The following is a 22,555-nucleotide window of genomic DNA, read 5'->3' on the forward strand; positions in this document are numbered from 1 at the left end:
ATACCTGTGTGAAAGTAGGACACCGCCAGACGCCCGATACCGAAGCCCAGCTCACACGAGCTGGGCTTTGTGCTTTGCAGTGGCGGATGGCCATCGTGAAGATCGCCATGTTGAGGCGAAACCCCCGCCCCGCGGCCACGCTGCCTGCTTCTTAAAACCAGCCCCTGTGGCCAACCTCGTTTCTGCCAGGGCCGGATCCGCTGTATTGCTGGAGCAGCCTGCGGCCAACGTTGGCCGCATGACACCCACCGGACAGACGTCCAAAAGCCCGCGCAAGCGGGCTTTGTTGTTGTATGCCCCTTGTACCGCTGTGCACAGCAGCGCTCTTGCTGACTTGTCCTTCAAGGTTTCTTCGTTTGGCCCTGGCCCACTTGCTTTTGCTGTGCCAGGCAGCACGCCACCGTAGGTACGATTTCCTCGACTGAACTGGCCAAACATAGCTGTTCGTCTAAGCTACTGACGGCACTGTTGCATATTCATTGCACGCCGCCGGGTTTTTATTGCCATGATCTGCCTGAGTCTACTGTTATCCGATATTTTGTATACAATAGTCAGATACCTTATCTGCTGGATTTTGGAAAGATACTCATGCAATTTGTAGAGTTTGCACGCAGCCAGACTGCGCTTCGGGATGCCATTACCGCTGCTTATCGTCGTGATGAGCGTGATTGCGTAGCGTTGATGATGGAGCAGGCCACGATGCCTGATACGCAGGTCGCCAGTATCAAGGCGCTGGCTGCCAAGCTGGTGGCCCAGGTGCGTAAAGAGCGGACAAAGTCCAGCGGTGTGGATGCGCTGATGCACGAGTTCACCCTGTCCAGCCAGGAAGGTATTGCGCTGATGTGTCTGGCCGAGGCGCTGCTGCGTATTCCGGACCGCCTGACCGCCGACAAGCTGATTCGCGACAAGATTTCCGGTGGCGACTGGGCTTCGCACTTGGGCAATAGCGCGTCGCTGTTCGTTAACGCTGCCGCCTGGGGCCTGCTGGTGACGGGCAAACTGGTGTCCTCGCACAGCGAGCAGGGCTTGTCTTCTGCCTTGACTCGCCTGATTGCCAAGGGTGGTGAGCCGCTGATTCGCAAAGGTGTGGACCTGGCCATGCGCATGCTGGGTAAACAGTTTGTGACCGGCGAAACCATCGAAGAAGCACTGGCCAATGGCCGCGAGCGCGAAGCACGCGGCTACCGTTTCAGCTACGACATGCTGGGCGAAGCGGCGATGACCGAAGAAGATGCGCAGCGCTATCTGCGTGACTACGAAGTCGCTATCCACGCGATTGGCAAAGAGTCCAATGGCCGCGGTATCTATAACGGCCCGGGTATCTCTGTAAAACTGTCTGCCATTCACCCGCGCTATGCCCGCATGAAGCACGAGCGCATGATGGCCGAGTTGCTGCCGCGCCTGAAAGGCCTGTTCTTGCTGGCCAAGCAATACAATATCGGTCTGAATATCGATGCCGAAGAAGCCGACCGTCTGGAAATCTCGATGGATCTGGTAGAGGCGCTGGCCAACGATCCGGACCTGAACGGTTTTGAAGGTATCGGTATCGTGGTACAGGCTTACCAGAAGCGCTGTCCGTATGTGATCGACTTCCTGATTGACCTGGCCCGCCGCACTGGCCACCGCTTCATGGTGCGCCTGGTGAAAGGCGCTTACTGGGATGCCGAGATCAAACGCGCCCAGGTGGATGGCCTGGATGGTTACCCGGTTTATACCCGCAAGGTGTACACCGATGTGTCCTACCTGGCGTGCGCCAAGAAACTGTTGGCCGCACAAGACGCTATTTACCCGCAATTTGCCAGCCATAACGCCTACACCCTGTCCGCCGTTTACCACCTGGCCGAAGGCAAGGATTACGAATTCCAGTGCCTGCATGGCATGGGCGAGACGCTGTACGACCAGGTCGTGGGCAAGGGCAAGCTGGACAAGCCGTGCCGCATCTATGCGCCGGTGGGTTCGCATGAAACCCTGCTGGCCTACCTGGTGCGCCGCCTGCTGGAAAACGGTGCCAACAGTTCTTTTGTGAACCGCATCGTGGACGAGAACGTATCCATTGAAGAGCTGGTAGAAGACCCGGTGGCCGAAGCCGCACGCTTCGGTGGCCTGCCACACAACAAGATCGCCTTGCCGGTTGAGCTGTACGGTGCAGGCCGCAAGAACTCTGCCGGCATGGACCTGGCGAACGAGCACGTACTGCAAAAGCTGCAGCAAGCGCTGCAGGCCAGCGAACAGCACACCTGGTTGGCCGCACCGCTGCTGGCCGACGGCAACGAATCTGCCAACCCTGCCCAAGCCGTACGCAATCCGGCCAACCATCAGGACGTGGTAGGCCAGGTGCAGGAAGCCACGCGTGAGGACGTAGAGCTGGCGCTGCAAGCTGCTGTGCGCGCCGCCCCGGTATGGGCCGCCACCGCACCGGCCAAACGTGCCGAAGCGCTGGACCGCATGGCAGACCTGATGGAAGCCAATATGCCGGCGCTGATGGGCCTGGCCGTACGCGAAGCCGGCAAGACCCTGAACAACGCCATTGCCGAAGTGCGCGAAGCGGTGGATTTCTGCCGTTACTACGCCGCCCAGGTGCGCGAGGAGTTCGACAACAGCCGTCACCCGGCACTGGGCCCGGTGGTGTGCATCAGCCCGTGGAACTTCCCGCTGGCCATCTTTATTGGCGAAGTGGTCGCCTCGCTGGCTGCCGGTAACGTGGTGCTGGCCAAGCCGGCCGAACAGACTGCGCTGATTGCCGCCTACGCTGTACGCCTGCTGCACGAAGCCGGCGTGCCGCGCGATGTGCTGCAGTTCCTGCCGGGTCGTGGTGAAGTCGTGGGTGCGGCGCTGACGACCGATGCGCGCATCAAGGGCGTGATCTTTACCGGCTCCACCGAAGTGGCACAAATCATCAACCGTGCGCTGTCTACCCGTGGCGAAGAAGTACCGCTGGTAGCCGAAACCGGTGGCCAGAACGCCATGATCGTGGACAGCTCCGCGCTGCCGGAACAAGTGGTGACCGACGTACTGAGCTCGGCTTTTGATAGCGCAGGCCAGCGCTGCTCGGCCCTGCGCGTGCTGTACCTGCAGCATGACATCGCCGAAAAAGTGGTGAACATGATCAAAGGGGCCATGGACGAGCTGCGTGTCGGCAACCCGGCGAGCTTCAACACCGACATCGGCCCGGTGATCGACGCCGAAGCCCAGCAAGGCCTGCTGCGCCATATCGACGGCCTGAAAGACAAAGCCCGTAGTGTTTACCAGGCCAAGCTCACCGCCGAGTGCGCCAACGGCACCTATGTGGCGCCGACGCTGTTCGAGATCGACCATATCGGCCTGCTGCAGCGCGAAGTGTTCGGCCCGGTACTGCACGTGATCCGTTTCCACGGTGGCGATATCGACAAGGTCATTGCCGAGATCAATAGCACCGGCTACGGCCTGACCCACGGCGTACACAGCCGCATCGATGAAACCATCGAGCGCATTACCGGCAATATCAAGGCGGGCAACGTGTATGTAAACCGCAATATCGTGGGTGCTGTGGTGGGTGTGCAGCCGTTTGGTGGCGAAGGCAAATCCGGCACCGGCCCCAAAGCCGGCGGCCCGTTCTACCTGTACCGCCTGACCCGTGGCCACTGGGATGCGCAGCTGGGCCAGAGCCACAGCCCGCAAGCGCTGGTCAAACTGGATGCCCTGCAGGCGGCGTTGCCACAGCTGGGTCTGGATGATGGCGCACGCCAGCACCTGCAAGACCTGATTGCCCAGGCACGTAGCGAAAGCCCGCTGAACCACGCGCTGGTACTGCCCGGCCCGACAGGCGAAAACAACACCCTGCGTTTTGCGCCGCGTGGCGTGGTAGGCTGCGCTGCCGACAATATGGAAGCCCTGCTGATGCAGCTGGTAGCCGCTTTTGCTGCCGGTAACGATGTACTGCTGGCCGACAGCGTACATGCGCAGAAAGTCGCCGGCGTGCTGCGCGGCGCCGTGACGGTGGTGGCGCAAATCGACAATGCCGATGTGGCAGCCGTACTGTATGCCGGGCCGGACGCCGAAGTGCTGCGCCAGACGCTGGCACGCCGCGACGGTGCGCTGATTCCGCTGCTGCTGGTAGAGCGCGGCGGTTATAACCTGCACCGCCTGGTGGTAGAGCGCGCGCTTAGCGTCAATACCACAGCGGCAGGCGGTAATGCCAGCCTGATGAGCATTGGTGACTGATCAGGCTTGCTAAAGGTGTGGCGGCATTGGAATAATGCCGCCACCGTGTTTTACCGTCGGCCAGACGGTGTCAAAGATGGCAAGAGCAACCCCGAGATAAAGAAGAGAGACAAAATGCAACTGACCAAACTTACCAGCATCACTGTAGCTGTTGCCGCTGCCCTGGCTTTTGCCGGCTGCAGCAAAAAAGAAGAAGCCCCGGCGGCTGATGCCTCCAGCGCTGCTGCTGCCGCTCCGGCAGGTGCAGAAGTCATCAAGATTGGCTTTGCTGCCCCGCTGACCGGCCCGCAGGCTCACTACGGTGAAGAGTACAAAAACGGTGTGACCCTGGCGATCGAAGATGCCAACGCCGAAAAACCGACTATCGACGGCAAGCCGGTTTCGTTTGAACTGGTGGCCGAAGATGACCAGGCCGACCCGAAAACCGCTACCCAGCTTGCACAGAAGTTCGTGGACAACAAAGTGAACGGTATCGTTGGCCACTTCAACTCCGGCACCTCCATCCCGGCTTCCAAGATCTACTCTGACGCCGGCCTGCCGCAAGTGGCCATGGCCACTGCTCCGACCTTCACCCAGCAAGGTTACAAAACCACCTTCCGCTCCATGACTTCCGACACCCAGCAAGGTTCGGTAATGGGCAAGTTCGTGGTAGAGAAACTGGGCGCCAAGAAAGTGGTGATCGTGGATGACCGCACTGCCTACGGCCAAGGCCTGGCAGACGAGTTCGAAAAAGCCGTGAAAGCCGCTGGCGGCACCGTGGTGAAACGCGAATTCACCAACGACAAAGCCACCGACTTTGCCGCGATTCTGACCACCATCAAAGGCGCTGCACCTGACGTGGTGTTCTACGGTGGTGCCGACGCCCAGTCCGCCCCGATGGCCAAGCAGATGAAGCGCCTGGGCCTGAAAGCCCCGCTGATCTCCGGCGAAATGACCAAAACCCCGACCTTCCTGAAACTGGCTGGCAAAGAAGCCGACGGCACCATCGCCTCGCTGGCTGGCCTGCCGCTGGAAAAAATGCCGAAAGGCCCGGACTACGCTACCCGTTACAAGGCACGTTTCAACATGGACGTGGCAACCTACTCCCCGTACGGCTATGACGCTACCCGCGTACTGATCGCCGCCATGAAAGAGGCGAACTCCGCCGAGCCGGCAAAATACCTGCCGGTACTGGCCAAGATCAACTACGCCGGCGTGACCTCGTCCAGCTGGTCGTACGATGAAAAAGGCGACCTGAAAGACGGCGGCATCACCGTGTACAAGGTTGAAGGCGGTGAGTGGAAAGTGATGGAAACCATCGGTGGTGGCGCCCCTGCTGCCGCTGCAGCTTCCGCGGCCCAGTAAGCCTGGCCTGCGCACCCAAGAGGGTGCCGGCAAGAAAAAAGCCCTTCCGCAAGCGGAAGGGCTTTTTTCTTGCCGGCGTCGCTACGGCTTGCGTTGCGGCCAACCCGGACAGGCAGGCTTAGCCTAGCTCGTGGCGGCGTGGCAGGTCCGGCCCACGCCGCGAGCAGGTCAGTGCTGCTGCGCGAGTAGCAAACTGCACCATGGCGTCGATCTGTGCACGGGCCAGGCTGGCCACGCCTTGTGGCGAGGCCATACCATGCTCGGCCAGATAGCACAGCAGCGCTGCCTGGAAGGTATCACCTGCCCCCACGGTATCGACCACGTTGACTTTGGCCGCGGCATGCTGCCACTCACCGTGCTGGCGGCTGAAGATGCTGACACCATCACCGCCACGCGTCATCAGTACCAGCTGGCAGCGCCCGCTCAGCCAGCGCCGTGCGGTGATGGCCGGGTCGGTATCCGGGTACAGCAGCTGCAAGTCTTCATCGCTGACCTTGATCAGGTCGACCAGGCCGGCATGGTGCTCGATGACCTCGCGCCAGCGCGCCAGATCGGGCTCCACGTTCAGGCGGATATTCGGGTCCAGCGTGCACAGGCGATGGCCGCTTTCACGCTGTAACAGCACGCCCAGGGCTTCGGCCGTAGGCGAGCGCACCAAGGCGTAGGAGCCAAAGTGAATACCGATAATCCGGTCATCCAGCGTTGGCAGCTCGGCGGCCGTCAGACTGGCTTCCGGGGCTTTATCGCCATAAAAAGCGTACTGCGGGTGGCCGCTGGCATCCAGGCTGACCAGCGCCAGCGTGGTGGGTAATGCCCGTTGCAGCAGATAGCGGTTAGCCACGTTTTCCTGCTGCAGGACGGCCTGCAGCTGTTGGCCCAGAAAGTCGGTGGACACCGCACCTAACAGTGCCGACGGCTGGCCAAGGCGGGCTACGCCGATGGCTACGTTGAACGGTGAGCCACCGGGGATGGCGCGATAGTCCAGCGCAGGCCAGCTGGCCTGGCCGTTTTGCAGGAATATATCGAATAGTGCTTCGCCACAGATCAGGAACATATGGCAGCCTCCTGGCTAGGATCAGACAGCAGCCTCATGGCTGCTGCCCGGTAAGGGTTAAGGCCGGCGGGCGGTGGCGATAGATATCGCGAAAGCGTTGCAGGCGGGGTTGCAGGGCAGCATGGCGGCTGGCATCCGGCTGATAGACCGCCTTGACGGGTGGGCGGGTACACACGGTGGCCAGCTCGCCACCATCCGCCAGCCAGCCCAGCCGGGCTGCGCCCAGCGCCCCGCCAGACTCGCTGCCGACGTGGGTGACGATATCCAGCTGTAGTGCATCGGCCAGTAGCTGTGCCCAGTACGGGCTGCGGGCGCCGCCGCCAACCAGCGACAGCTTGCTGACCTGACTGCCCGCGGCACGCAGTGCATCCAGCCCGTCCACCATGCCAAAACTCACGCCCTCCAGCACGGCATAGCCCAGCGCGGCACGGTCATGCGCCTGTGTGAGGCCCCAGAACACGCCGGGCGCGAACGGGTCGTTGTGAGGTGTCCGCTCGCCGGACAGATAAGGCAGAAACAGCGGCGCCCCCGCCAGTGCCTGGCTATCCAGTGCCGCGATTTCTTGCAGCAGGCTGGCTTCGTCCACGCTGGTCAGGCGGCAAAACCAGCGCAGGCAGCTGGCTGCGGCCAACATGACGCTCATCTGGTTCCAGCGCCCGGGCAAAGCATGGCAGAAAGTGTGCAATGCCGAGTCGGGGTTGGGGCGGAAGTGGTCGTCTACCACGAACATTACGCCGGACGTGCCTAGCGACAGAAAACCGTCACCCGGGGCAACCGCACCGATACCGATGGCACTGGCAGCACCATCACCGGCACCGCCGGCCACGATGACCTCCGGCGACAGCCCCCATTCGGCGGCCAGGGACGGCAGTAATGTCCCGGCAGCCTGTGGGCCTTCTACCAGCCGGGGCATGTGGCTGCGATCCAGGCCGCAGGCGGCCAGCAAGGTGTCCGACCAGTCCCGCGCGGCCACATCCAGCCACAGGGTGCCGGAGGCATCCGACGTGTCGCCGACCTTGTCGCCGGTCAGGCGCAGGCGCAGGTAGTCTTTGGGCAGCAGGACGCAGCGGGTGGCGGCAAAAATGGCGGGCTCGTGGCGGGCGACCCACAACAGCTTGGGCGCGGTAAAACCGGGCATGGCCAGGTTGCCGGCAACTTGATGCAGCGATGGGGCGGCACGGGTGAGTGCTTCGCACTCTGTCACGCTGCGCAAGTCGTTCCACAAGATAGCCGGCCGCAGTACGCGGTCTTCGGCGTCCAGCAGTACCGCACCGTGCATCTGGCCGGACAAGCCAATGGCGCGGATGGCGGCAAACGCGGCCGGTGCCTGGCTGCGCAAGCGGGCAATGGCGGTGCCGGTAGCATCCCACCAGGCCTGCGGGTCTTGCTCGGACCAGCCCGGCTGTGGCCGTGACACACTCAGTGCCTCGCCAGTCACGGCCGTCAGGTTGCCTTGCCCATCCAGCAGCACGACTTTGACTTCTGACGTGCCAAGATCAATTCCTAGATACATCCCTTCCTCCGCAATCGGGTACTAGTTGGCCGCATCCTGCGTGGCCAGCCAGCGGTCCACCTGTGCCAGTGCACGGTTGAGCAGGCTGTTGAGCACCGGGGTCCCGGCCAGCTCGCCCCACAGCATGGGGTTGGCCGCGTAGGCGGCCACGACATCGTCTGCAGCCAGCATGCGCTGGCAGGCTGCCGGGTCCATGATGCCGTCTTGATAGGTATACGGTAGTGCACTGGCCTGCCAGCGTTGCAGGAAACGCAGGAACAGGGCGGGCAGCACGGCAGTATGAACAGGGTCGGCGCCACGTGCCACTGCCTGTTGCAGGGTGGGGGCAATAAAGCCGGGGATCTTGGAGAAACCATCCGCGGCTACGCGCTGGTTGCTGTCCAGGATATAGGGGTTGCTGAAGCGCTCCAGTACCGTGTCGCGGTAGGCGGCCAGGTCCAGCGGGCTGGGGCTCAGGCAGGGAATGACATCTTGGGTGACGTAGTCGTGCGCCATCTGGCGGATGCTGGCCACCGCGGTACTCTCGTGGATGTACAGCAGGCCGCGCAGGGTACCGGCCCAGGCAATGCAGCTGTGGCTGGCGTTGAGGATGCGGATCTTGGCTTCTTCGTACGGCAGTACCGAATCGACGGTTTCCACGCCCACGGCTTCCAGTGCCGGGCGGCCGGCGATGAAGCGGTCTTCCACCACCCACTGGATAAACGGCTCGGCCATCAGCGCGCACGGGTCGTGCTGGCCGGTGGCCTGCAGTACGCGGGCGCTCACTTCCGGTGTCGGGCGCGGGGTGATGCGGTCCACCATGGTATTGGGGGCGCTGGTGTAGCGGCCTACCCAGTCCAGCAGCGCGTGTTCGCCGCGCAGCGCCAGGAACTGTTGCAGGCCCTGCTGGAAACGCTCGCCATTGTGGCGCAGGTTGTCGCAGTTCAGCAGGGTGACCGGGGCATTGCCGGCGGCTTGGCGCGCACGCAGGATGGCGCTGATGGCACCGTAGATGGTGTAGAGCCCGCCTGCCAGGTCGGCGGCCAGGTCGGCGTTCGTGGTATCCAGCTGTTGTGACTGGTCCAGGTAGTAGCCGCCCTCTGTCACGGTAAACGAGATGACGCGGGTATCGGCAGCCGCACCTTTGCTGATCAGCGGCTGCAGGTCTGGCTGCCACGGCAGGATGGTGTTGATGGCAGCGACGGTTTCGTAGCGGTGTTCGCCTGCCGGCGAAATGGTTTCCAGCGTATAGCGCCCTTGCTGTGCGGCCAGTTGCGTCAGCAGCGGTGCCATGTCGGCGCGGATATTGGCCAGTGCCAGCTCCCAGCGGGTCTGGCCGTGTTTGTCCAGCTGGTCCAGATACCAGGCTTGGTGGGCGCGGTGAAACGAGCCGGCGCCGATGTGCAGCCAGCAGGGGGTGGAAGAGGCGGTAGACATGTTCGGGTTGTCCTGTAATGACGATGAAGACAAGACCTCCCCCTGCCGGGCCGGTGGCAGGCCTGGCATACGGGGCAGGGTTGGCCGCAAGGCGGCCCGGAAACGGTGTTAGTGCGCTGGTGCTACGGCCTGCGTGATGGCCTGTGTGCGCGGCAGCGCCAGGCCATCTTCGCGGAACAGATGGCAGTGGTGCGGCGGTATGCTGAACCCGGCCAGGCTGCCGTTGGCCGCGTGCTCGCCATCCGGCATGCGGCAGACCAGTGGCTCGCCGGCACTGTCCGACTCGGCATACAGGTAGGAGAAATCGCCCAGGCTTTCCACGGTGCTGACCCGGCCATGCACGGTCGGCTGGCTGTCATCGCGGCGCAGGTATTCGGGGCGCACGCCCAGGGTTACTTTGCTGCCTGGCTGTAGCGTGCTGCCGTCCACACACACGGTTTGCACGCCGCCATGGCTGATTTGCACGGTGACGTGTTGTGCGTTGGCGGATACCACCACACCGTCGATAAAGTTCATCTTGGGTGAGCCAATAAAGCCGGCGACGAAGCGGTTTGCCGGGTGGTGGTATAGCGTTTGCGGGCTACCTACCTGCTCGACGCGGCCAGCGGAAAGCACCACGATCTTGTCGGCCAGGGTCATGGCTTCTACCTGGTCGTGGGTGACATAGATCATGGTGGTTTTCAGGTCCTGGTGCAGGCGGGAGAACTCCAGCCGCATTTTTACCCGCAGCGCGGCGTCCAGGTTGGACAGCGGCTCGTCAAACAGGAACACCTTGGGTTCGCGGGTAATGGCGCGGCCAATGGCCACACGCTGGCGCTGGCCGCCGGACAGCGCCTTGGGTTTGCGGTCCAGCAGGTGGTCGATATGCAGGATCTTGGCGGCTTTCTGCACGGCGGCATCGATTTCCGGCTTGGTCTTGCCGGCCAGCTTCAGGCCAAAAGCCATATTGTCGTACAGCGACATGTGCGGGTAGAGCGCATAGCTCTGGAACACCATGGCGATGCCACGTTTGGCGGGCGGGATGTCGTTGACGCGTTCGTCGCCGATGTACATGTCGCCGCCGCTGATATCTTCCAGGCCGGCAATCATGCGCAGCAGGGTGGATTTACCGCAGCCGCTGGGGCCGACAAACACGACGAATTCACCATCCGCGATGTCCAGCTGGATGTCGCGCATTACTTCCGGGCTGTCGCCGTAACGCTTACTGATGTTACGCAGGGTAACGCTAGCCATGATCTGTCTCCTTGGGGGGGCCGTCCGGGCCGCCCGTATCTTTTAGGTGTGTGGCTGGCACAGGCGGGCCACCAGGGCCGGCAGCTGTGCCATGTCATCAAAGGTGTAGCGGGCACCGCAGTCGCGTAGCCGCTGGGCTTGGCCGTCGGCAATATGGCCGGCACCGGTAAAGCCCAGCACTGTCATGCCGGCGGCGCTGGCCGCACGGGTGCCGGTAACGCTGTCTTCTACTACCAGGCAGCGTGCCGGGTTGGCACCCAGCGCGCGTGCCGCATGCAGGAACAGACCAGGGTCCGGCTTGGCGATGCCCACTTCGTCGGCGCAGTACACGTGCGGGCCGAAGTGCGCCAGCAGGCCGGTCTGTGCCAGCACACTGCGCACACGGTTGGCCGCACTGTTGCTGGCGCAGGCCTTGGGTAACGGGATGGCACGCAGGGCGGTGTCTACGCCATGGATGGGGCGGGCCAGGCGGGCGACTTCGTCTTCGATGTGGTGGCGCATGGCGGCGATAGCGTCATCGCCCAGCGGCAGCGGGTGTTGGCGGCCGATGTCGGCCAGCAGGTCGGGCAGGGTCAGACCCAGGCGCGGGCGCACCAGTGCGTCCAGATCCTGCCCCGGCAGCAGCGGCGCCAGCTGTTGCAGCAGCGTGTCGAAGGCGATGGCTTCACTATCCAGCAGTACGCCGTCGCAATCGCTGATCAGGTGGGTGTAGGTCGGCATCACTTCACTGCTCCGAAGGTCAGGCCGCGTACCAGCTGTTTCTGCGTGAGCCAGCCCAGCACCATGATGGGCGCCACGGCCAGCAGCGACGCGGCAGACAGCTTGGCCCAGAACAGGCCTTCCGGGCTGGAGTAGGACGCGATAAACACGGTTAGCGGCGCCGCGTTGGCGCTAGAGAGGTTAATGCTCCAGAACGCCTCGTTCCACGACAGGATCAGCAGCAGTAGCGCCGTAGAGGCCAGGCCGGGCAGCGACATGGGCAGCAGCAGGTAGCATACTTCTTGCCAGGTACTGGCACCGTCGATGCGCGAAGCTTCCAGGATTTCCTTGGGTACTTCGCAGAAGTAGGTGTAGGTCATCCACACTGCAATCGGCAGGTTGATCAGCGTGTAGATGATGATCAGGCCGCTCACGGTATCGAGCAGGCCGATACTTTTCCACAGCAGGTATACCGGCAGCAGCACGCCGACCGACGGCATCATTTTGGTGGACATCATCCACAGCAGGATTTGCTGCGTCTTGCGGGTGGGGAAAAACGCCATGCTGTAGGCCGCCGGTATCGCGATCAGCAGGCTCAGCACGGTGACACCGCCGGAAATAGCGATGGAGTTGGCCGCAAAGCTCATGTAATCGCTGCGCGAAAACACCTCGTGGAAGCTTTCCAGTGTAGGCATAAAGAACAGCGACAGCTGGTAAGCCTGGCTTTCGGTTTTGAACGCCGTCAGCATCATCCACAGAATGGGAAAGAAGATCAGCAGGGCCAGCGACCAGGCCAGCGCCGTGGTGAGCACATATTGCAGCTGGCGGGATGCGGTGCGTTTCATCGTTCGTTCTCCCCCTTCAGGTTATTGGCCAGCATGCGCACCAGGAACACCGACACGATATTGGCCAGGATCACTGCCAGAATGCCGCCGGTAGAGGCCATGCCGACATCGAACTGCTGCAGGCCCAGTTGGTAGATCAGGTAGGACAGCGTGGTGGTCGCGGTGCCGGGGCCGCCTGCCGTAGTGGTATAGATTTCGGCAAAAATGGACAGCAGGAAAATGGTCTCGATCATCACCACTACGCCAATGGCGCGTTTCAGGTGGGGCAGCACAATGTAGAAGAACATGGCGATCGGGCCGGCACCGTCGATTTGCGCGGCTTCTTTTTGCTCCTGGTCCAGTGACTGGATGGCCGTGAGCAAAATCAGGAAGGCAAACGGCAGCCATTGCCAGCTGACAATGATGATGATGGACAGCATCGGGTATTCGCCCAGCCAGTCGATGGGGGGCAGCCCCAGCGCGGTGGTGGCGGCGGCCACCAGGCCGTATACCGGGTGCAGCAGCATGTTTTTCCAGATCAGCGCGCTGACGGTAGGCATCACGAAGAAGGGCGCAATCACCAGCAGGCGGGCAATGCCACGCCCCATGAACGGCTGGTCGTACAGTACGGCCAGCAGCACGCCGCCAACCACGGAGATGACCAGTACCGCCACGGTGAGTAGCAGGGTGTTGAAGACCGCGGGCAGAAACGCCGGGTCACTCCACATGAACTGGTAGTTTTGCAGCCCGACAAAACCGGTATCTTCCGGGCTAAGCAGGTTGTAGCGAATCAGCGAAAACCAGACCGTCATCAGCAGGGGCACGATGGACCACAGCAGCAGGCTGATGACAGCCGGCGATTGCAGCCAGCGCTGCGTCCAGCGGCCGGGGCGTGCACTGGCGGCGTGGCCAGGGCTGCTGTCGGTGCCTTTGCGCAGGGCAGGGTGGGCAGAGGAGTGCATGGGTTATCTCGTTTTGTTATGGTCCTGAAGCCGGGTTGCCGACAAACGGTGGCAACCCGGCGGCGGAGGTAAGGCTTATTTCTGGTAGCCGCCCTGGATCACGGCACGGTTAGCGGTGGCCTGGCCGGCTTTCAGCGCAGCGTCCACGGTCATATTGCCGGCCAACGCGCCGGAAATAGCCTGGCCCACCACGGTGCCGAAGGACTGGAACTCCGGAATGCCGACAAACTGGATGCCGCTATACGGTGCTTTTTTCAGCGTGGCGTCGTTCGGGTTGGCCGACTGGATGGCGTTCAGCACAAACTTGGCAAACGGGGCGGCCTTCACGTATTCCGGCTGGTTGTAGGTGGAAATACGGGTGCCAGGCGGGACGGAAGTCCAGCCCAGATCGTTGGCCACCAGCTTGATGTACTCCTTGGAAGTAGCCCACTGTACGAACTTCTTGGCGGCGTCATTCTGTTTGGACGACTTGGGCACGGCCAGCGACCAGGACCACAGCCAGCTGCTGCCTTTGGCCGTCACGCCGGTCGGGGCCTGGGCAAAGCCCACCTTGTCGGCCACTTTCGACTCTTTCGGGTTGAACAGCATGCCCGCAGCCACGGTGGCATCGATCCACATACCGCACTTGCCGCTGGCAAACAGGGTCAGGTTTTCGTTAAAGCCGTTGGTGCTGGCGCCGGGTGGGCCGTATTTCTTCAGCAGATCGACGTAGAACGTCACCGACTTTTTCCATTCCGGGCTGTCGATGGTGGCTTTCCAGTTTTCGTCGAACCAGCGGCCGCCGTTCGCGTTCACCAGGGTGGTGAGGTAGGCCATGTTTTCGCCCCAGCCCGCCTTGCCGCGCAGGCAGATACCGTAGACACCGCCTTTTTCCTTCAGCACTTTGGCGTAGTCGGCAATCTGGGTGTAGGTCGGCTTCTCCGGCATGGTGAGACCCAGCTTGGCGAACAGGTCCTTGCGGTAGAAGGTCATCGAGCTTTCTACATAAAACGGCAAGGCGTACAGCTTGCCGCCGTAGGACAGGCCGTCACGTGCGGTTTTTACCACGTCGTTCAGGTCGTACTCGGGCGCCAGGTTGTCCATCGGGTTCAGCCAGCCCTTCTTGGCCCACAGCGGGGCTTCGTAGGTGCCGATCATCATCACGTCGAACTTGCCGCTATTGGTGGCGATGTCGGTGGTCACGCGCTGGCGCAGCACGTTTTCTTCCAGCACTACCCAGTTCAGCTTGATGTCCGGGTTCTGCTTTTCAAAGGCAGGGGACAGCTTCTTGAGCTCCACCATATCCGGGTTGTTCAGGGCGGCAATGGTCAGCGTGCTGGCTGCCTGGGCAGACAGGGCTGCCAGGGCCAGGGTGCAGGCGGCGGCCAGACGGCCGGCGTGGCGTGCGGTGAGTCGGGTCATGCTTTATCTCCTCGTTATGTTGTGGTGCTGCACGGGCAGCGTGGCTGGGCAACCGGCCAGCCAGCGGTAAAAAGCGGGCTTAGCTCATCCAGTTGCCGCCATCCACGTTCAGGGTCTGGGCGGTGATGTAATCGGCGTCGGCGCTGGCCAGAAACACGGCCGCACCGGCCAGGTCGTCTGGGCGGCCCATGCGGCCTAGCGGGACGGCTTCGCCTACCAGGCGTTTTTTCTCGCCAGGCGCACGGCCTTCGTAGCGGGCAAACAGGGCATCAACCGCCTGCCACATCGGGGTGTCGACGACACCCGGGGCAATAGCGTTCACGCAGATGTGATGCGGTGCCAGAGCCAGGGCAGCAGACTGGGTATAGCTGATCACCGCTGCTTTGGTGGCGCAGTAGTGTGCAACCAGCGCTTCGCCACGACGGCCAGCCTGCGATGACAGGTTGATGATCTTGCCGCCGTGGCCCTGGGCCACCATTTGTTGCGCCACAGCCTGCATCAGGAAAAACATGCCTTTCACGTTCACGTCGAACAAGCGCTGGTAGCTGTCCAGACCGGCTTCCAGCAACGGGGCCATGTCAAAGATGGCGGCATTGTTGTACAGGATGTCGATACGACCGAAACGCGCTACCGCCTGCTGTACCAGCTGCTGGATATCGCTTGTGCGGGTGATGTCGGCCTGTTGCCACAGCGTGCGTTCCGGGTGGCTGGCCAGCAGTGCGGCCAACTCGTCCGACAACTGCAGGTCGGCCAGCACGCACAGCGCCCCTTCTGCCAGATAACGGCGGCTCACAGCCAGCCCGATACCGTTGGCCGCGCCGGTGAGTACCGCTACTTTGTTATTGAGCTTCACTTGTTGGCTCCTGTATTGTCTTGTTTTGGGCATTTGCCCTTTGTGCGGGCAAATATTCATATCAATGAAATGCAGTGTCAAGCCGCCAGGCTGCAAATCGCAGGATGCTGCTTTGCACCATGATTCCTTTTTGCCACCACATGTCCGCATAAGCCGGTGGCTTGACGCAGCAGGGGCGTTCGGTGGTACAAATCGCCACGCGGTAGCAAAACTGCATTAACAGGGAGGGGTGGCATGCCCAGACAACAAGACAAACTGGATCTGGCAGCGCGGGCAGCCTGGCTGTATTTCGTGGCAGGCAAAACCCAGAACGAGCTGGCCGACCAGCTCAATGTGTCACGGCAGGTAGCGCAGCGCCTGGTAGCCACAGCCGTGGAGCGTGGCCTGGTGAAGGTGACGGTGCATCACCCGGTGGCCGACTGTCTGTCGCTGGCGGAACAGCTGCAGGCACGTTTTGGCCTGGCCATGTGCGAAGTGGTGCCTTACGACCACGACAGCCCGGCCGAGCTGCAGCGCAAGCTGGCGGTGGCCGGGGCGCGGGTGTTCGAGCGCTATCTGGATGTGCCGGAACCGAGGGTGGTAGAGCTGGGCTCCGGCCGTACACTGAAAGCCATCATCGACGAGATGGCCGAGCTCAGTTGCCCGCAGCACCGGCTGGTGTCGCTGATCGGCACCATTGCGCACGACGGGGCGTCCAACCGCTACGACGTTGCCTTGCCCGCGTCAGAAAAGACGCAGAGCCAGTATTACCTGCTGCCGGCACCGCTGTACGCTGATAGCGCAGAAGATCGTGCCCAGTGGTGTCAGCACCGTCTGTACCGCGTGGTGGAGTCGATGAGCCGTCGTGCCGACGTGGCTTTTATCGGTATTGGCACCATCGATGACGGCTGCCCGCTGCAGGCCGATGGTTTTCTGCATGCGGACGAGATTGCGGCCCTGAAGTCACGCCAGGCAGTGGCCGAGCTGATCGGCCGCCCTATCAATGGCCAGGGCGAGCTGGTAGACAGCCCGGTGCAGCAGCGGGTAACCAGCCTGGCGCTAGACCGCCCGCCACGCCGCCCGCTGATTGCCTTTGCGGTTGGCGAGCGCAAGGCGGCAGCCATTCTGGCGGTATTGCGTGGCCACTGGTTAAGCGGCCTGGTGACCGACGAAGCGTGTGCCCGTTATATTCTGGCGCACAGCGACGATCTGGCCTGAACTGGCTATAAGCCGAATGACACAAGGCCCTGTCCGTGATGGACAGGGCCTTGTCGTGCCTGTGCGGCCAACCTTATCCCTTGCCAGGGTTGGCCGCTGCCGCGTGCCAGGCTCACGATGACTGTGCGTCTGGTGACAGTACCGATAGCATGGTCGATCTCATTAGGCCGATAGCCAGCAGGTAGCCCAGCAGCCAGAAGGGGTTAAGCAGCGAGAGCAGCCGTGGCCGTGCCAGCCATGCCGCCACCTGCTGCCGCGCGTCTTCTTCTGGGTAAATCCAGTCCGGTAAGGCCATCCCCGCACTGGTGTACACCGCCAGCGTAAACAAGGCGAACGCCCCGCACACTTCGCGATAGGCAATATGCTGCAGTTGCTGGCTGCCCAGGCCGGTAGCGGCCAGCTGCGCGCGGAATGCGGCCAGCTGCGCGTCGTCGTAGGACGTGTCTACCCATACCTGGGCCAGCACGCCCCACGCTATCTGCCTGCCTGACAGACCATCCTGCATGCTTAGCGGCTGTACCAGCCTACCGGGCCGGGCTGCAGGTTGATGTTCACCTGTTTCACCTGCTGGTATTCCAGCAAGCCGTTGACGCCCAGGTCGCGGCCGTAGCCGCTCATCTTGTAGCCGCCCCACGGCGCTTCGTTGAAGGTGGGGTTGTAGCAGTTGATCCAGGTCACGCCGGCGCGCAGCGCCTTCATCACACGCAGCGCCCGTGCACCATCGGTGGTGAACACGCCGCCCGCCAAGCCGTACGGCGTATCGTTGGCCAGGCGGATGGCTTCGGCTTCATCGCTGAAGGTCTGGATCGCCACCACCGGGCCGAATACTTCCTCGCGGCAGATTTCCATGTCGCTGTGGCAGTTGTCGAAAATGGTGGGGCGCAGGAAGTAGCCGTTGGCGCAGTCGCCGTCGGTATGGCGCTGGCCGCCGCACACCAGCGTGGCGCCCTCGGCCTTGGCGCGTTCGATGAAGCCCAGCACTTTTTCCAGCTGGCCGGCAGACACCAGCGGGCCGATGTCCGGGTCATTCACGCCGGGGCCGATGGTCATGGCGTTGGCACGTTCGGCCAGCCTGGCCACAAAGCGGTCTTTCAGCGAGGCCTCGATCAGGATGCGCGAGCCGGCGGAGCACACCTGGCCCTGGTTGAAGAACACGCCAATCATCGCCCATTCCACCGCGCCTTCCAGGTCGGCGTCGGCAAAAATGATATTGGGCGACTTGCCGCCCAGCTCCAGCCCCACGCGCTTGAGGTTGCCCACCGCGGCGCGGGCGATCAGTTGGCCGGTGCGGGTGCTGCCGGTGAAGGTGATCATGTCCACGTCGTGGCTATCGGCCAGTGGCTGGCCGGCGGCCGGGCCGCTGCCCAGCACCAGGTTGGCCGTACCGGCCGGCAGGCCCACTTCATGGAATATTTCAAACAGCACCACCGACGATAGCGGGGTGAGCTCGCTGGGCTTGAACACCACACAGTTACCTGCCGCCAGCGCGGGGGCCAGCTTCCAGGTGGCCATCAGCAGCGGGTAGTTCCACGGCGTGATCAGGCCGCACACGCCTACCGGCTCGTGCAGGCTGTAGGCGTGCATCGGGCCGAAACCGTCCGGCACCTCGTACACGCCGCCTTGCGGCTTGCCGATCAGCCCGGCGTAGTAGCGGAAACAGGCGGCGGCGTCTTCGATATCGCAGCGGGCTTCGCGCAGCGGCTTGCCGTTGTCCAGACAGTCCAGCAGCGCCAGCTCTTCGGTGCGGGCGCGGATGGCGTCGGCAATGCGGTACAGCATGTCGGCGCGGCGCGGGCCGCTCATGTGGCGCCAGTCGCCTTGCTCATAGAAGGCGTGCTTGGCGGCGGCAATAGCTTGCAGTGTGTCCTCGGCGGTGCTGTCGGCGACCACGCCGATGATGTCGCCGTTGGCCGGGTTGAGGATGTCGCGGGTCTGGCCCAGCACGGCGGGCTGCCACTGGCCGTTGATGTAGTTGAGGCGGGTCTGCATGGTGTCTCCGGTAGCGGGTACGGCAGGCATCGATAAGGCCGCGCTTCAGGCGCGGGCGATGTAGATCTTGCGCAGCGTCTGGCGCACGGCCCAGGTGGTGGCGCTGCCGGCGGTCAGAAAACCGACGGTGCCGGGCTGCAGCTGCAGCGGTGCGCTGCCGTCGTCAAATGTCACGGTGGCGTCGCCAGCGAGCACCACGAAGCATTCGTCTACTTCGATATCGGTGGTGACCGACGGCGACATCTCCCACACGCCGATGGCGACGTCGCCCAGCGTGGCCAGCTCGGCCACGCCGACGGTGGCCGGGCCTTGTACGACTTTGGCCGGGTCTACCGGCTGGTAGGCCAGCTCGGCGGTGGTGGCCAGCAGGGCGTAGTTGTCCAGTAGCGTTTGCGTTGTCATGGCAGGTTTCCCTTGCGGTAACAGTGTTGGTGCCAGCGGCGGCCAGGGTTGGCCGCGGCGGTGTGTCAGGAATCGAAGCCCAGGCCCAGCGCGTCCATGCCGCGCAGGAAGGCGTTGCGCCGGCCGTGGTTGTGGTCGGCACGGTCCAGGCTCCAGCGCATGGCCTGCACCACGGTGTACGTCAGCGGCTCGGGCGGGAAGGGCAGCGGCATCTCGCGCACCATGCGCAGCCGGGTGCGTTCGGTATCCAGGCCTTCTACCTTGTCCAGCAGCACGTTGGCCGCAAAGCGCGTGGCGCCCACGCCCAGGCCGGTAAAGCCGGCGGCCAGCGCCACCTTGCCGCCCAGTGCGTCGGTAAAAAAGGCGCAGAAGCGCGAGGAGGTATCGATCACCCCGGCCCAGCGGTGGCTAAAGCGCAGGCCGGCCAGCTGCGGGAAGGTGGTGAAAAAGTGGCTGGCCAGCCGTTCGAAGCTTTCCGGCCGCTCTTCGTATTCCGGCTTGATCTTGCCGCCCAGGTGGTAGATGGCGTCGTAGCCGCCAAACAGGATGCGGTTATCGCGCGTCAGCCGGTAGTAGTGAAACTGGTTGCCCACGTCGGCAATGCCCTGGCGGTGCTGCCAGCCGATGGCGGCCAACTGGTCGGTGCTCAGCGGCTCGGTCATCAGCACGTAGTCGTACACCGGGATGGTGTGCCAGCGGTAGCGTTTGAGCAGCGAGGGGAAGGCGTTGGTGGCCAGAATCACCCGCTCGGCCAGCACATGGCCCTGTGCGGTATCCACGCGCACCAGCTCGCCCTGGCTGGCAATGCCGGTGGCAGCGCTGTGTTCGAAAAAGCGCACACCCAGCTGGCGTGCCACGCGGGCCAAGCCTGCCACCAGTTTACCGGGGTGGATCATGGCGGTGCCGTCGCGGTCCCAGTGGCCGGCCAGAAAGGTGGGCGAGTTCACTTCGGCGCGGATAGCGGCCTCGTCCAGGCAGCCTTCGCCAGCAAAGCGCGCGGTCTGGTACGGTTCTACCGCCACTTCCAGCACGCCAGTACGTTCAAAGTCGCAGTCTATGCCGTAGCGCGCCAGCGTGGCTTCCAGCTGGTCCAGGTTTTCCAGCCCCAGCGCTTCCAGCCGGGCAAACTCTTCCGGCCAGCGCTTCAGGCCGTTGTCTTCGCCGTGGGTCAGGCTGGCTTCACAAAAACCGCCATTGCGGCCCGACGCCGCCTGGCCGATGCGGCCTGCTTCCAGCAGCACCACGTCGCGCTCGGGCTGGCGCTCCTTGGCCATCAGCGCCGACCACAGCCCCAGGAAACCGCCACCGACAATCAGCAGCGCGCTGCGCACCTCCCCCTGCAAGGCAGGTGCGGCCGGGCCGCGGTCAACGTCATCCAGCCAGAACGGTGCAGCTTTACTGGCGGCGAGGGCATGACGGATGGTGTCCGCACTGGGCGGTAGGCGTTCGTAGACGGTCTGTGCCATAGGGGTGGGTGTGCGTGGTGTAGATGGGTTGTTTATAGCGCTTAGCGGCCAGATGTAGCCATAGCATGACTTGCTAATCGCGCAAGTTAAATACAATATTTGCAAACTTCAGTTTATAAATGGCTCACCCAATGAACAAGCCGGTAGCGCTGGGGCAGGTTAGCGATTTTGACATCCGCCTGCTACGCATTTTCAAGACCGTGGTGGAGTGCGGCAGTTTCTCGGCGGCCGAAAGCGTGCTGGGCATCAGCCGCTCGGCTATCAGCCTGCACATGGGCGATCTGGAAAAACGGTTGGGCGTATGCCTGTGCCGCCGCGGCCGCGCCGGCTTTGCGCTGACGGACGAGGGCCGCGAAGTACTGCGTGCGGCCAACATCTTGCTGTCGGCCATCGAGGACTTTCGCGACGAGGTGAACCAGCTGCACCACCAGCTGCGCGGCGACCTGAACATCGGCATCATCAATAACCTGGTCACGCAGTCGCACATGCACATCACGCAAGCGCTGAAGGCGCTCAGCGCACGCGGCCCCGGCGTGTGCATCAATATTGCCATGATGGTGCCCAGCGACATCGAGCAAGGCGTGCTGGACGGCACCCTGCACGTGGGGGTGATACCGGAAACCCACCCCTTGCCCGGCCTGGCCTATTTGCGGCTGTACGAGGAGCAGTCGTCGCTGTACTGCAGCAGCGAGCACCCGTTTTTTGCCGCCGCCGCGCCAGACGACGCCGCCATCCGCCAGGCACACGCCATCTTCCCCAACTACCGCATTACCGAGCAGGCACACCGCTGGCTGGGCCAGCTGCACTGCACCGCCAAGGCGTCCGACCGCGAGGGCATTGCCTTTTTGATACTGACCGGCCACTACATCGGCTTTCTACCCGACCACTACGCCGCTAGCTGGGTCGCTCGCGGCCAGATGCGTGCCATCCGCCCCGACGAATACCGCTACAGCACGCCGTTAAGCGTGGTGGTGCGCAAGGGGCGGCGCAGCAATATGGTGCTGGACAGCTTTCTGGGCGAGCTGGGGGCGGCGGATACGGGGCGGGAGAGTCATTGAAGCGGGCAAAGGAGAGTGCAAATGAGGGGTGTCGATTGGGCAAGCCTGCTGTCCTGGATAGCGCTGATCTCTTGGATTGTCTGGTTTGTGTGTGTTCAGCTTGACCGCTTGCATAAAGAGACATTTGCGCTGGCAAAGGCCGCGGTTTGGCAGCAATACCAGCAATCTGCTGGTTTTCTCCGCGTATTTGGCATCGTGTTGTATTCGCCGTACCTATGGCCAGTGAGGTCTGTGATGATGTGCTTGCTGATGGCCTGCGGGCTATGGGCAATCTTTTAATCAAGCAGCCCATGCGTGGCAGGAGCCGCGCGGACGCTTTAGTCGCGGCGGTGCAATCGTGTACTGCCAAGAAATACGACATCAAAAAACCCGCCATGTGGCGGGTTTTGCTTTGGCTGGCAGACAGCGCCGGCTTAGAACGGAATATCGTCGTCCATGTCGTCCATGCGGGCGGCAGGCTTGGGTTCCTGGCGGCGCGGGGCGGCTGGCGGGGCAGACGGGGCTTCCTGGCGGGCTGGCGGGGTGGCGCTGTAGCCGTCGTCCATTGGCGGCATGTCGTCGCGGCGGCCACCTTGCAGGCTGATTTCGCTCACGCGTACGTCTGGCGACAGGCGCTTGATGCCTTCCTTGTCTTGCCATTCGCGCAGGGTCAGCTGGCCGTATACGGTCACTTGCTGGCCTTTGTTCAGGTAGTTTTTCAGCGATTCGCCACGCTTGCCCCATACCTGGCAGCTAAACCAGTTGGTGGTTTTGCGCTCGCCAAAACCGATGTCGCTGGCCACGCGGAAGCTCAGCACCGATTCGCCGCTGGGGGTGTAACGCAGCTCTGCGTCTGCGGCCAAGCGGCCGTCAAAAGTAATGCTGTTCATGGAATCCTCCGAAAAATCTGTTCAATGTGTGGGGCGGTAGCGTACCGCCCGAGCAGGGCTGTTTCAGCGTCTGTG

The 22,555-nt window shown here is 62.9% G+C and carries 19 protein-coding genes; 5 read left to right on the forward strand and 14 right to left on the reverse strand.

The genetic code is table 11. The annotated features are described in order from the left end of the window. Nucleotides 1-588: 588 nt before the first annotated feature. The gene (gene putA, locus ACZ9XP_RS02580) at nucleotides 589-4,200 is read left to right on the forward strand and encodes a trifunctional transcriptional regulator/proline dehydrogenase/L-glutamate gamma-semialdehyde dehydrogenase (RefSeq protein WP_147682447.1); all 3,612 of its coding nucleotides are present in this window, start codon (nucleotides 589-591) and stop codon (nucleotides 4,198-4,200) included. Nucleotides 4,201-4,314: 114 nt separating this feature from the next. After that, nucleotides 4,315-5,544: a branched-chain amino acid ABC transporter substrate-binding protein gene (locus tag ACZ9XP_RS02585; protein ID WP_147682448.1), complete on the forward strand. Its 1,230-nt coding sequence runs from the start codon at nucleotides 4,315-4,317 to the stop codon at nucleotides 5,542-5,544. Between the two features lie 118 nt (nucleotides 5,545-5,662). Here ACZ9XP_RS02585 and ACZ9XP_RS02590 read toward each other — a convergent pair whose 3' ends face one another. From ACZ9XP_RS02590 to ACZ9XP_RS02630, 9 genes are all read right to left on the reverse strand, one after another. Continuing rightward, nucleotides 5,663-6,598, reverse strand: a complete 936-nt coding sequence (locus ACZ9XP_RS02590) for a carbohydrate kinase family protein (RefSeq protein WP_465187943.1) — start codon at nucleotides 6,596-6,598, stop codon at nucleotides 5,663-5,665. Nucleotides 6,599-6,632: 34 nt separating this feature from the next. Next, nucleotides 6,633-8,111 (reverse strand): xylulokinase, encoded by a 1,479-nt coding sequence (xylB, locus tag ACZ9XP_RS02595; protein ID WP_147682450.1) that lies wholly within the window; start codon nucleotides 8,109-8,111, stop codon nucleotides 6,633-6,635. Nucleotides 8,112-8,132: 21 nt separating this feature from the next. Then, on the reverse strand, nucleotides 8,133-9,527 hold the full coding sequence (gene dalD, locus ACZ9XP_RS02600) for a D-arabinitol 4-dehydrogenase (protein ID WP_147682451.1): 1,395 nt from the start codon (nucleotides 9,525-9,527) through the stop codon (nucleotides 8,133-8,135). A 108-nt stretch (nucleotides 9,528-9,635) separates the two neighbouring features. Continuing rightward, entirely contained in the window at nucleotides 9,636-10,760 is a 1,125-nt protein-coding gene (locus ACZ9XP_RS02605; RefSeq protein ID WP_147682452.1) for a sn-glycerol-3-phosphate ABC transporter ATP-binding protein UgpC, read from the reverse strand. A gap of 42 nt (nucleotides 10,761-10,802) precedes the next feature. Next, the gene (locus ACZ9XP_RS02610) at nucleotides 10,803-11,480 is read right to left on the reverse strand and encodes an HAD-IA family hydrolase (protein ID WP_465187944.1); all 678 of its coding nucleotides are present in this window, start codon (nucleotides 11,478-11,480) and stop codon (nucleotides 10,803-10,805) included. Beyond that, entirely contained in the window at nucleotides 11,480-12,304 is an 825-nt protein-coding gene (locus tag ACZ9XP_RS02615; RefSeq protein ID WP_147682454.1) for a carbohydrate ABC transporter permease, read from the reverse strand. Before ACZ9XP_RS02615 ends, ACZ9XP_RS02610 begins: the two co-directional genes overlap by 1 nt. Then, on the reverse strand, nucleotides 12,301-13,245 hold the full coding sequence (locus ACZ9XP_RS02620) for a carbohydrate ABC transporter permease (protein WP_465187945.1): 945 nt from the start codon (nucleotides 13,243-13,245) through the stop codon (nucleotides 12,301-12,303). The genes ACZ9XP_RS02615 and ACZ9XP_RS02620 overlap by 4 nt, the downstream gene beginning before the upstream one ends. 75 nt (nucleotides 13,246-13,320) lie before the next feature. Continuing rightward, nucleotides 13,321-14,646: an ABC transporter substrate-binding protein gene (locus ACZ9XP_RS02625; RefSeq protein WP_465187946.1), complete on the reverse strand. Its 1,326-nt coding sequence runs from the start codon at nucleotides 14,644-14,646 to the stop codon at nucleotides 13,321-13,323. A 79-nt stretch (nucleotides 14,647-14,725) separates the two neighbouring features. After that, entirely contained in the window at nucleotides 14,726-15,499 is a 774-nt protein-coding gene (locus ACZ9XP_RS02630) for an L-iditol 2-dehydrogenase (protein WP_147682457.1), read from the reverse strand. 234 nt (nucleotides 15,500-15,733) lie between these two features. Here ACZ9XP_RS02630 and ACZ9XP_RS02635 point away from each other — a divergent pair, with 234 nt between their 5' ends. Next, nucleotides 15,734-16,696 carry a sugar-binding transcriptional regulator gene (locus tag ACZ9XP_RS02635; RefSeq protein ID WP_147682458.1) on the forward strand — a complete coding sequence of 321 codons (963 nt, stop codon included), beginning with the start codon at nucleotides 15,734-15,736 and terminating at the stop codon, nucleotides 16,694-16,696. Nucleotides 16,697-16,808: 112 nt separating this feature from the next. Here the strand turns inward: ACZ9XP_RS02635 and ACZ9XP_RS02640 are convergent, their stop codons facing one another. The 4 genes from ACZ9XP_RS02640 to ACZ9XP_RS02655 all read right to left on the reverse strand — a co-directional run bounded on the left by ACZ9XP_RS02640 (nucleotide 16,809) and on the right by ACZ9XP_RS02655 (nucleotide 20,553). After that, the gene (locus ACZ9XP_RS02640; RefSeq protein ID WP_147682459.1) at nucleotides 16,809-17,201 is read right to left on the reverse strand and encodes a hypothetical protein; all 393 of its coding nucleotides are present in this window, start codon (nucleotides 17,199-17,201) and stop codon (nucleotides 16,809-16,811) included. A gap of 2 nt (nucleotides 17,202-17,203) precedes the next feature. After that, the gene (locus tag ACZ9XP_RS02645; RefSeq protein ID WP_147682460.1) at nucleotides 17,204-18,685 is read right to left on the reverse strand and encodes an aldehyde dehydrogenase family protein; all 1,482 of its coding nucleotides are present in this window, start codon (nucleotides 18,683-18,685) and stop codon (nucleotides 17,204-17,206) included. A gap of 45 nt (nucleotides 18,686-18,730) precedes the next feature. Next, complete coding sequence (locus ACZ9XP_RS02650; RefSeq protein ID WP_147682461.1) at nucleotides 18,731-19,087, reverse strand: cupin domain-containing protein; 357 nt, start codon at nucleotides 19,085-19,087, stop codon at nucleotides 18,731-18,733. 65 nt (nucleotides 19,088-19,152) lie between these two features. Beyond that, nucleotides 19,153-20,553, reverse strand: a complete 1,401-nt coding sequence (locus tag ACZ9XP_RS02655) for an FAD-dependent oxidoreductase (RefSeq protein ID WP_147682462.1) — start codon at nucleotides 20,551-20,553, stop codon at nucleotides 19,153-19,155. A 131-nt stretch (nucleotides 20,554-20,684) separates the two neighbouring features. Here ACZ9XP_RS02655 and ACZ9XP_RS02660 point away from each other — a divergent pair, with 131 nt between their 5' ends. Beyond that, nucleotides 20,685-21,611 (forward strand): LysR family transcriptional regulator, encoded by a 927-nt coding sequence (locus ACZ9XP_RS02660; RefSeq protein WP_465187947.1) that lies wholly within the window; start codon nucleotides 20,685-20,687, stop codon nucleotides 21,609-21,611. Nucleotides 21,612-21,632: 21 nt separating this feature from the next. After that, complete coding sequence (locus ACZ9XP_RS02665; RefSeq protein ID WP_465187948.1) at nucleotides 21,633-21,890, forward strand: hypothetical protein; 258 nt, start codon at nucleotides 21,633-21,635, stop codon at nucleotides 21,888-21,890. Nucleotides 21,891-22,024: 134 nt separating this feature from the next. Here ACZ9XP_RS02665 and ACZ9XP_RS02670 read toward each other — a convergent pair whose 3' ends face one another. Then, nucleotides 22,025-22,480, reverse strand: a complete 456-nt coding sequence (locus ACZ9XP_RS02670; protein WP_017508765.1) for a single-stranded DNA-binding protein — start codon at nucleotides 22,478-22,480, stop codon at nucleotides 22,025-22,027. Between the last annotated feature and the right edge of the window lie 75 nt (nucleotides 22,481-22,555).

This window comes from Vogesella perlucida (assembly GCF_979366545.1).